At 37.1% G+C, this 11,110-nt stretch carries 9 protein-coding genes; all 9 read left to right on the top strand.

Annotation, left to right across the window (positions count from 1 at the left end; genetic code table 11):
- Positions 1–159: 159 nt before the first annotated feature.
- A complete protein-coding gene (rpoN, locus tag AC220I_RS12395) occupies positions 160–1,608 on the top strand; it encodes an RNA polymerase factor sigma-54 (protein ID WP_486724153.1) in 1,449 nt (482 codons plus the stop codon).
- A gap of 285 nt (positions 1,609–1,893) precedes the next feature.
- Positions 1,894–2,949, top strand: a complete 1,056-nt coding sequence (locus AC220I_RS12390) for a sugar-binding transcriptional regulator (protein WP_486724152.1) — start codon at positions 1,894–1,896, stop codon at positions 2,947–2,949.
- A 19-nt stretch (positions 2,950–2,968) separates the two neighbouring features.
- Positions 2,969–3,979, top strand: coding sequence for a type I glyceraldehyde-3-phosphate dehydrogenase (gene gap, locus AC220I_RS12385; RefSeq protein ID WP_486724151.1), 1,011 nt, complete (start codon positions 2,969–2,971; stop codon positions 3,977–3,979).
- 183 nt (positions 3,980–4,162) lie between these two features.
- Positions 4,163–5,353: a phosphoglycerate kinase gene (locus tag AC220I_RS12380; RefSeq protein ID WP_486724150.1), complete on the top strand. Its 1,191-nt coding sequence runs from the start codon at positions 4,163–4,165 to the stop codon at positions 5,351–5,353.
- A gap of 10 nt (positions 5,354–5,363) precedes the next feature.
- Positions 5,364–6,110, top strand: coding sequence for a triose-phosphate isomerase (gene tpiA, locus AC220I_RS12375; RefSeq protein WP_486724149.1), 747 nt, complete (start codon positions 5,364–5,366; stop codon positions 6,108–6,110).
- A 7-nt stretch (positions 6,111–6,117) separates the two neighbouring features.
- Entirely contained in the window at positions 6,118–7,650 is a 1,533-nt protein-coding gene (gpmI, locus tag AC220I_RS12370; RefSeq protein ID WP_486724154.1) for a 2,3-bisphosphoglycerate-independent phosphoglycerate mutase, read from the top strand.
- Between the two features lie 167 nt (positions 7,651–7,817).
- On the top strand, positions 7,818–9,107 hold the full coding sequence (gene eno / locus AC220I_RS12365) for a phosphopyruvate hydratase (RefSeq protein WP_486724148.1): 1,290 nt from the start codon (positions 7,818–7,820) through the stop codon (positions 9,105–9,107).
- A 243-nt stretch (positions 9,108–9,350) separates the two neighbouring features.
- Positions 9,351–9,584, top strand: a complete 234-nt coding sequence (gene secG / locus AC220I_RS12360) for a preprotein translocase subunit SecG (protein ID WP_486724147.1) — start codon at positions 9,351–9,353, stop codon at positions 9,582–9,584.
- 156 nt (positions 9,585–9,740) lie between these two features.
- The coding region (locus tag AC220I_RS12355; RefSeq protein WP_486724146.1) for a sodium-translocating pyrophosphatase at positions 9,741–11,110 on the top strand (1,370 nt) is incomplete at its 3' end.

The following is an 11,110-nucleotide window of genomic DNA, read 5'->3' as shown; positions in this document are numbered from 1 at the left end:
TTTTTTAAGTGAGTTATTTCGAGCAATAGTGAAACTTGTACTTTGGGTGTTCAAATTTGGCAAGAAATTTGCTATAATAGAGAAGTGTTTCGGAATGAGATGGTGAATTGTAAAGATTTGAATATTCTAATGAAATAACAAAGAATGGGTGAAATTATTATGAAGATGAATTTTAATTTAAATTTAGTTCAAACGCAAAAGTTAATTATGACACCAGAGCTGAAACAAGCAATTGAAATTCTACAATACAATGCTCAAGAGTTAAACGAGTTCATAGAAGAAGAACTTCTTAACAATCCCATTTTGGAAAAATTGTCCAATGCTGCAACGGATCAAGATGATGTGCCTCAAGTTAAATCTGATAATGATATTAGTGACATTGATGTTGATTCCGATTATGAATATGATTTGGATAAAGGTGTCAAAAAGGAAATTGATTGGGAAGAAATGGTCAATTATTTTGAAGATGCCAGACCTATGGGTAATGTCAGTTATGATTTTGATCAAGAATTTAGCTATGACAATTTCGTTGCAGATGAAGAAACATTAAAAGATTACCTCCTAATGCAACTTAAGTTTGCAAATTTAGACAAGGAATTCTATACGATTTGTGAGTTCATTATAGAGAGTATTAATGATAATGGCTATTTGGAAATCAATATGGAGGATACAGCAGAATACTTTAACCTAACGATGGAGGCACTAGAAACCCTTATTCGTTTGGTACAATCTTTCGATCCTCCAGGTGTTGGTGCAAGAAGTCTTAAGGAATGTCTCCTAATTCAAATGTACCAACAGGGATTTGAAGACAGTCTTGAAGAAATCCTCGTCAAAGACCATATCAATGACCTTGGTGAAAAGCGATTTGCCCAAATTGCAAAAAAACTGGGTGAAACGGTTGAACGCGTTCAACTTGCCTATGATTATATTAAAAGTCTCGAACCAAAGCCAGGTAGGCTCTTTGCTTCTATGAGAGATGTGAGGTATATTGTACCTGATGTCTATGTTGAGAAGGTAAAGGATGAATATGTTATTGCTGTAAATGAAGCTGCAAATCCTAGATTACAGATTAACAGTTTTTATAAGGCCATGCTGAAGAATGTTGAACGTGATGAACTGACGAGTGAATATCTTAACAAGAATTTACAGGCAGCACTTAGGATCATCAAGAGCATTGAACAAAGAAGAAATACCATTTATCGTGTCTGTAAGGCTATAATTGAGTACCAGTATGAGTTCTTTGAAAAGGGAATGCTCTATTTGAAGCCTTTAAATCTTAAAGATATAGCTGATGAAGTGGAGGTTCACGAGTCCACAGTTAGCCGGGCAGTTAACGGAAAGTACATCCAATGTCCAAATGGCCTTTTTGAAATAAAGTATTTTTTCCAAAGTGGTGTAAAGGGTGCTGGAGGTGAAGGCGTCTCATCTGAGAGCGTCAAGATCGTCATCAAGGAGATGATTGATGGGGAAGACATTAAAAAGCCATTAAGTGATCAATTCCTTACAGATGAACTCAATCGAAAGGGCATCAATATTTCGAGAAGAACTGTCGCAAAATATAGAGATGAACTGAATATACCGCCTTCTTCTAAGCGGAAAAGATTCTAAAAAAATAAAGCTCTAGGGGTTCAAAAGACTCACTAGAGCTTGTTAATTGATTAACGAAAAAACCTAAAGGGACATTTGGTGTCCATCGGGGATAAAAAAAGTCCACTTTTTTTCAAAAACCCCTTGTTTTTTGTTTTTGGGGTGCTATAATAAACATGTAAGTCGGGTACAAAGTGATGACAATTTAAAAAAAATTGAGTCGATTTATAGACGAATTTTTTTTTATGACGTCTGGGACGCATAAAAATAAAGAGGATGAATAACATCCCGATGGTTGGTGATAATATGAGTCAAACACAAAATTCAGATAGAGAAAAGTTAATATTCGTTTTAAAGTATGCTTTTCCAGAAATGGATGAGCTCCTTCCCCTAAGGTTTAATCTTTTAAACACCGTGAAGTTCAATCAGCCCATTGGCAGAAGAATCTTATCTTCTACTATGGGTTACACTGAACGGGTGGTTAGAAGAGAATGTGACATCTTAAAAGATAATCATCTAATAGATTATTATCCAGATGGCATGAGAATAACCAAAAAAGGTGAAGATGTTTTAACGGCTTTAACAGATATTTTTTATCAGGTTAATGGAATCAATGAACTTGAGGCTGAAATTTCGAATAAATTGAAGATCAAAAAAGTAATTGTTGGTTCAGTTGGGATTCATGATGAAAACGTATCATTAAATGAAATCGGTTATGAAGCAGCTAAATATTTAAGCACTTTAATTAATCCCAAAAGTATTATCGGATTAACTGGAGGTTCTTCGATAGAAAAAGCAATTAATGGGTATAAAGCGGAATGGACGCAATTTGACCAGAATGATATTATGATTGTCCCTGCAAGAGGTGGACTTGGCAACAAAAATGAATATCAAGCCAACACATTAGCTGAAATACTATCGAATAAACTTAATGCAAAATATCAAATGCTTTATACACAAGATAATTTGTCTAAAGCAACTATTGAAGAACTCAAAAACGAACCTAATATTCGCAGAATTTTAGAGTACATCGACAAACTGGATGTTCTTTTATTCGGGATTGGCCGTGCAGACGTTATGGCCAAACGCAGAGTATTGGATGCTGCAGAAATCGAAGGCATACTTGAAAAGGGTGCAGTCGCAGAGTCGTTTGGTTATTACTTCAATAAAGACGGTGAAATAGTCCACGAAATCAGTACTATTGGTATTGATTTAGATAAATTTAAAGCTCTCAAGAATGTAATAGCAGTTGCTGGTGGCATAGATAAGGCTGAATCTATAATCGCCATCAGCAAGCTCAATCCAAACTTAGTTCTTGTCACAGATGAACAGACAGCTAAGAAAATCAATGAACTTTTATAATTTTAAGGAGGATTTAACAATGGTAAAAGTAGCTATTAATGGTTTTGGTAGAATTGGTAGAAACGCATTTAAAGTAGCAATGGGATTAGAAAATCCAGGATTTGAAATCGTTGCAATCAACGATTTAACAGATGCTGCTACGTTAGCACACTTATTAAAGTATGACTCATTATTTGGAAAATTCAATGGTACTGTTGAAGCAAAAGACAGTAGCTTAATCGTAAATGGTAAAGAAATCAAAATCTTTGCTGAAAGAGATCCAGGCGTATTACCTTGGAAAGAATTAAATGTGGATATCGTTGTTGAATCAACTGGTTTATTCACAGATGCTTCTAAAGCATCAAAACACATCGAAGCTGGTGCTAAAAAAGTTATTATCTCTGCACCTGCTAAAAACGAAGACATTACAATAGTTTTAGGTGTAAATGACGGCGATTATGATCCTGCAAAACATCATATAGTTTCAAATGCCTCTTGTACAACTAACTGTCTTGCACCTTTTGCTAAAGTAATAGATGAAGAATTTGGTATTGTTAAAGGCTTAATGACAACTGTTCATGCTTATACAAATGACCAAAAGATTCTTGATGCTCCTCACAAAGATTTAAGAAGAGCTAGAGCAGCAGCTGAAAGTATGATTCCAACCACAACTGGGGCTGCAAAAGCTGTTGCTTTGGTACTTCCACAGCTTAAAGGTAAAGTAAACGGTATGGCAATGAGAGTACCTACTCCTACAGTATCTGTAGTAGATATCGTATTCGAAACTGAAAAACCTGTTACTGCTGAAGCTGCTAATGCTGCTATGAAAGCTGCTGCTGAAGGCCCAATGAAAGGTATCTTAGGATTCTCTGATGAGCCATTAGTATCTGTAGATTACAGACAAGATTCAAGAAGTTCAATCATCGATGGTTTATCTACAATGACTATGGGTGACAACATGATCAAAATTTTATCTTGGTATGATAATGAGTGGGGTTACTCAAACAGAGTTGTAGACCTAGTATCATTAATGGTTAAAAAAGGATTATAATTCGGTTCTAACAAACAATAGCCCTGAAATTTCATTTCAGGGCTTACTATATATATGACTGAATTATTTATATGACTAAATTACGTAAATTGAATAAATTAGGGATATTGAAAGCATTTAATTCACAGTATCCCACGAGAGTGCTATAGCCGTATTTAAAATATAACTTGGAGGCGCAAGGTTATGTATAACAAGAAAACCATAGAAGATGTAAGTGTTAAGGGTAAAAAAGTATTGGTAAGATGTGATTTTAATGTACCTATTCAAGAAGGTAAAATCACAGATGAAAACAGAATTATTGGTGCAATGCCAACAATTGAATACTTAGTAAAAAATGGTGCAAGAGTGATTCTTTGTTCACATCTTGGAAAACCGAAAGAATTTGATGCTAAGTTTAGCTTGAAGCCAGTGGCTGATCGCCTTTCTGAAATATTAGGACAAACTGTTGTATTCCATTCAGAAGAAGAAGTAGTCGGAGAAAAATCGAGAGCAGCAGCAGCTTCATTAGAAGATGGCCAAGTGATGCTCCTTGAAAATACAAGATTTAGAAAAGAAGAAACAAAAAATGGAGAAGCTTTCTCTAAAGATCTAGCTTCTATCGCGGATTTATATGTTAACGATGCGTTTGGTACGGCTCACAGAGCACATTCTTCAACCGTTGGCGTTACAGAATTTGTTGAAGAATCTGTATGTGGTTACCTCATTCAAAAAGAATTAAAATTCCTTGGTGAAGCAGTAGATAGTCCAGAAAGACCTTTCTGTGCAATCCTCGGTGGGGCAAAAGTTTCAGATAAAATTAAAGTTATTGAGAACTTGTTAACTAAGGTTGACACGCTTGTTATCGGTGGCGGTATGGCTTATACATTCCTTAAAGCACAAGGCTTTGAAGTGGGTAAATCATTAATCGAAGAAGACAAGGTTGAATACGCTAAGAAGATGATTGAAGATGCTAAAGCAAAAGGCGTTGAGTTCTTATTACCAGTGGATCACATCGTTGCTGCTGAATTCAATAAAGACTCTGCACCGGTTGTTACTTCAGATGAAAATATTTCTGCTGACTTTATGGGTCTTGATATTGGTCCTAAGACAGCTGAAAACTATGCATCAGTTGTTGCTAAAGCAAAAACAGTAATCTGGAATGGTCCAATGGGCGTATTTGAGTTTGAGAACTTTGCCAAAGGTACAATTGCTGTTGCAAAAGCGCTTGCTGATTCAGATGCAACAACTGTAATTGGTGGTGGTGATAGTGCCGCTGCTGTTAACATCTTAGGTTTTGGTGATAAGATGACACACATTTCAACAGGTGGTGGTGCTTCGCTTGAGTTCTTAGAAGGCTTAGTATTACCTGGTATAGACGCACTTAACGAAAAATAGGAGGCAGAGCATGAGAAAACCAATTATTGCAGGAAACTGGAAAATGCATAAATCCATCAAAGAGGGTGTTGCTTTTGTTGAAGCAATCAAATCTGATGTGGCAAATACAGATGTTGAAGTCTTATTATGTGCACCATATACTTTACTTCAAAATATGGTAGAAGCTGCAAAAGGTACAAACATTAAAGTTGGTGCCCAAAATATGCACTTTGAAGACAAGGGTGCTTTCACTGGTGAAGTGACTGCAGATATGCTTCTTGAAATCGGTGTTACACATGTCATCATTGGTCACTCTGAAAGAAGACAATATTATGGAGAGACTGATCAAACAGTGAACTTAAAAACAAAAAAAGCACTTGCAAAAGGTCTTGTGCCGATTGTATGTGTTGGTGAATCATTAGAGCAAAGAGAAGCTGGAGAGACAAAAGCAGTTTGTAAAACTCAAATCATCAATGCTTTCGAAGGCATTGATGCTAAAGACGTTCCAACTGTTGTTGTAGCTTATGAGCCAATCTGGGCAATCGGAACTGGTAAAACAGCGAGTAGCCAAGATGCTAACGATGTTATTGCTTACATTAGAGAAGTACTTAAAGATTTATATACAGAAGATGTATCTGAAGAAGTTAGAATTCAATACGGTGGCAGTGTTAAACCTGCAAACGTGGAAGAAATCATGAATGAATCAGACATCGATGGCGCACTTGTTGGTGGCGCGAGCCTTTTAGAGGCTGATTTCGTTCAGCTTGTAAATTTCTAAGGAGTAAATTATGAAAAAACCTACTGCACTCATTATAATGGATGGTTGGGGACAAAGTGATTCAGCAGTTGGTAATGCTGTTGAAATGGCAAATACCCCTAATTATGATCATTATATTGAAAAATATCCTCATACTTTAATCGGTGCAAGCGGATTAGATGTTGGTTTACCAGAGGGACAAATGGGTAACTCTGAAGTGGGACATCTTAATATTGGTGCTGGCCGAGTAATCTATCAGGAGTTAACCAGAATTACAAAGTCCATCAAAGATGGTGACTTCTTTGAGAATGAAGCACTTTTACTTGCCATGACCAATGCAAAGGCAAATGGCTCAAAGCTTCATACATGGGGACTACTGTCTGATGGTGGTGTTCATAGCCACATCGATCATTTGAAAGCGCTTATTAAGCTGGCAAAAGATCAGGGCCTTGACAATATCTATGTTCATGGTTTCATGGACGGCAGAGATACGTCACCAACCAGTGGTATCAACTATGTTAAAGAGTTAGAAGCCTATATGGCTGAAATCAACTTTGGTGTTATTGCCTCTATTTCAGGACGTTACTACTCTATGGATAGAGACCAAAGATGGGAAAGAGTTGAAAAGTCATATGATATGCTCGTTAATGGAAAAGGTGCAAGTTCAGAATCTGCTGTGGCATTAATGGAAGCTTCATACCAAGCGGGTGTAACAGATGAGTTTATCATCCCTACCATGATTGTCAAAGAGGGTATGCCTGTTGCGACAGTTGGCGAGAATGACTCAGTAATCTTCTTTAACTTTAGACCAGACAGAGCAAGGGAAATCACAAGAACAATTGTGGATGAAGCCTTTAATGGATTTGAAAGAAAGTATTTTAAAACCACATATGTTTGCTTTACACAATATGATAAAACAATGCCTAATGTGACGGTTGCTTATAAGCCACAAACTATAGACAACACACTTGGACAATACCTTGCTAAGCTTGGCAAGAATCAATTAAGAATCGCTGAAACTGAAAAGTATGCACATGTTACTTTCTTCTTTAATGGTGGTGTTGAAGCACCAAATGCAGGTGAAGATAGAGCACTTGTGGCTTCGCCAAAGGTTGCAACATATGACCTTAAACCAGAAATGTCAGCATATGAAGTGACAGATAGACTTTTGCAAGAATTGGATAGAGATCACTACGATTTAATTATCCTAAACTTTGCGAATCCGGACATGGTTGGTCATACCGGTATCATTCCAGCAGCCATTAAGGCAGTTGAAGTTGTTGATGAATGTCTAGGCAAAGTGGTTGGCAAATTGGAATCACTGGGTGGTAATTTTATCATCACAGCAGATCACGGTAATGCAGAACAGATGCTTACAGAGTCTGGCGAACCAATGACAGCACACTCAACAAACCATGTGCCATGTATTGTTGGTGGTATTGGAAATCCGAAGCTTGTTGAAGGTGGCAAACTGTGTGACCTAGCACCGACAATGCTTGAGATGATGGGTCTTGAAAAACCATCTGAAATGACTGGAACATCTATTATTTTAAAAGCTTAGTAAGATTAATAAGAGCCCATTTGCGAATGGTTAAGGTTATGCGATCAATACGTATAACGGACTGTGTATAATGAGAAGATCTATCCACAGGGAACACTGTAAAATTAGAAGTTACCAACACATGAAAATGTGACACATAAATTATATATTATATGGAGGTATTCGACATGTCATTTATTACTGATGTATTTGCAAGAGAAATTCTTGACTCAAGAGGCAACCCTACTGTAGAGGTAGAAGTATTTTTAGAAGACGGTTCTATGGGTAGAGCTGCAGTACCATCTGGTGCATCAACAGGTGCATTTGAAGCAGTAGAATTAAGAGATGGCGACAAGGGCAGATATTTAGGCAAAGGCGTTGAAAAGGCAGTTAACAATGTTAACGAAATCATCGCTCCAGAATTAGAAGGCTGGGATGTATTTGATCAAGTGGGCATCGACAAAATGATGATCGCTTTAGATGGTACACCAAATAAGGCAAAATTAGGTGCAAATGCTATTTTAGGTGTTTCACTTGCTGTAGCAAAAGCTGCTGCTGAATCTGTAGGACTTTCATTATACGAGTATGTTGGCGGTACTAACGCTAAAACATTACCAGTGCCAATGATGAACATCATGAATGGTGGCGCTCACGCTGATAACAACGTGGATATCCAAGAATTCATGATCTTACCTGTTGGTGCTACAAGCTTCAAAGAAGCTTTAAGATGGGGTGCTGAAATCTACCATACGCTTAAAGGCGTTCTTAAAGCTAAAGGTTTAGCTACTGGTGTAGGTGATGAGGGTGGTTTCGCTCCAAATCTTCCTACTAATGAAGATGCTTTAAAAGTAATCATGGAAGCAATTGAAAAAGCTGGATACAAACCAGGTGAGCAAATCAGATTAGCGCTTGACGTTGCTGCAAATGAATTATATGATGAGAAAACTGGCAAATATACTTTAGCAAGTGATGGTAAAGAATATACTTCAGCTGAAATGGTTGAATACTATGCAAACCTTTTAGAAAAATACCCAATCATCTCAATCGAAGATGGTTTATACGAAGAAGACTGGTCAGGATGGCAGTTAATGGTTGAAAAACTTGGTAGCAAAATTCAAATCGTTGGTGACGACTTATTCGTTACAAACACTGAAAGATTAGCAAGAGGTATCAAGGAAAAATCAGCTAACTCAATCTTAATCAAGTTAAATCAAATTGGTTCACTTACAGAAACATTAGATGCAATTGAAATGGCTAAAAGAGCTGGATTTACTACAGTAACATCGCACAGATCTGGTGAAACTGCTGACTCTACAATTGCTGACGTTGCTGTAGCTGTTAACTCTGGTCAAATTAAAACAGGTGCACCTGCAAGAACTGACCGTGTTGAAAAATACAACCAATTATTAAGAATTGAAGAGCAATTAGGCGATAACGCAATCTACGCTGGCTTATCTGCATTTTACAACTTAAGATAATTAGGTTAAAATAATAAAAGTTGTCAATTTTCACTTTAAATCTTTCTTGAGTTAGCATCTCAAGTTAAGAATAAATGAAATTAGCAAATTTTGGTTACAAAACTAGGGTGAATGTTCAGAGGCTTGATGAATAGCAACATCAAGCCTTTGTGCTTTTTTGATAAAAAAGAAACAATTAATTGTATTTTAGGACATACTGTGTTAAAATACCTATGTTAAGCAAGTAAAGACGGAGGTGTTAGAATGTTATCGACAATCGTAACAGTATTTTTAGTACTGGCATCATTAGTGTTAATTGCGAGTATCTTATTACAATCAGGTAAGTCAGCGGGACTATCAGGCTCAATTGGTGGCGGCGCAGAACAAATCTGGGGTAAGAATAAGGCAAGAGACTACGATGATAAGTTTGACAAAGTTACAAAAGTATCAGCAGTAGTGTTTATTGTAGCAGCATTACTATTAGCATATATGCAATAATTAGCTCAAGCTAATTATTGTATATTTTTTTTAGTTACGGAATATCTTATAAGGTTGATGAACTAAAAAGAGAAAATGTATCTTACGTTATGAGAAGAAAAGGTTAGGCTAGTGTGTTTGTTTTCATTAAATCTTTATTGTGGGGAGGAATTTTAAATGAACTACGCATTATTATCTGCGGGTGTGGGCATTGTTGCACTCGTGTTTGCATTCTTCTTGGTTATAAGAAAAATCAATACAGTAACGGTCACTCATGATCGAATGAATGAGATTGCTTCTTATATTCACGAAGGTGCTATGGCTTTCTTAAGAAGAGAGTACAAGGTTTTAGTAATCTTTGCAGCGATTTTAGCAGTGGTGATCACAATTGGTCTAAACAGCTTTCAAACTGCAATTGCCTTTTTATGTGGGGCATTATTTTCTGCATTAGCAGGATTTTTCGGTATGCAAGTTGCGACAAAAGCTAACGTGAGAACGGCTTTTGCAGCTAAAGAAAACGGCATGAACAAAGCATTATCAGTTGCTTTTTCAGGCGGCGCAGTTATGGGTATGTCCGTTGTGGGACTTGGCCTTTTCGGCGTAAGTGCTTTGTATTATATTTTTAAAGATCCACAAATCGTAACTGGTTTTGGTCTTGGTGCTTCTTCGATTGCACTCTTTGCACGTGTTGGTGGTGGTATTTACACTAAAGCTGCAGACGTTGGTGCGGACCTTGTTGGTAAAGTTGAAGCGGGAATTCCAGAAGACGATCCAAGAAACCCAGCGGTTATCGCTGATAACGTTGGTGACAACGTGGGTGACGTTGCAGGTATGGGTGCTGACTTATTTGAATCATATGTTGGTTCTATCATTGCTTCTATCACACTTGGTCTTGCGGTTTATGGTATTGAGGGTGCATACTTCCCATTGCTTTTATCAGCATGTGGTATTATTGCATCAATCATTGGAACATTCTTTGTTAAAGGAAATGAAAACTCAGATCCACATGGTGCTCTTAAAAAATCAACTTATGCTAGTGGATTTTTAGTATTGGTATCTGCTTATTTCTTAAGTAATCATTTCTTTGGCAATTTATCTGCATTCTTTGCGATTGCAGCAGGTCTTGTATGTGGTACATTAATCGGCGTTATCACTGAAATTTATACTTCAGGCGATTACAAACATGTACAAAGAATAGCAGAACAATCACTTACAGGTCCAGCGACAACTATTATTTCTGGTCTTGCAGTGGGTATGTTCTCAACTATGTGGCCAATTCTCTTTATTTCGGCAGCAACGCTTATGGCGTTTAAATTCATGGGACTTTACGGTATTGCACTTGCAGCAGTTGGTATGCTTTCAACAGCAGGTATCACTGTAGCAGTAGATGCATATGGTCCTATCGCGGATAATGCTGGTGGTATCGCTGAAATGAGTGAATTACCTAAAGAAGTTAGAAAAATCACAGACAAATTAGATGCAGTTGGTAATACAACAGCAGCAATCGGTAAAGGCTTTGCGATCGGTTCTGCAGCTTTAACAGCACT

The sequence above is a fragment of the Fusibacter sp. genome, from assembly GCF_057447755.1.
The sequence above is the reverse complement of the archived record's forward strand: the minus strand, read 5'-3'. Positions and strand labels throughout refer to the sequence as shown.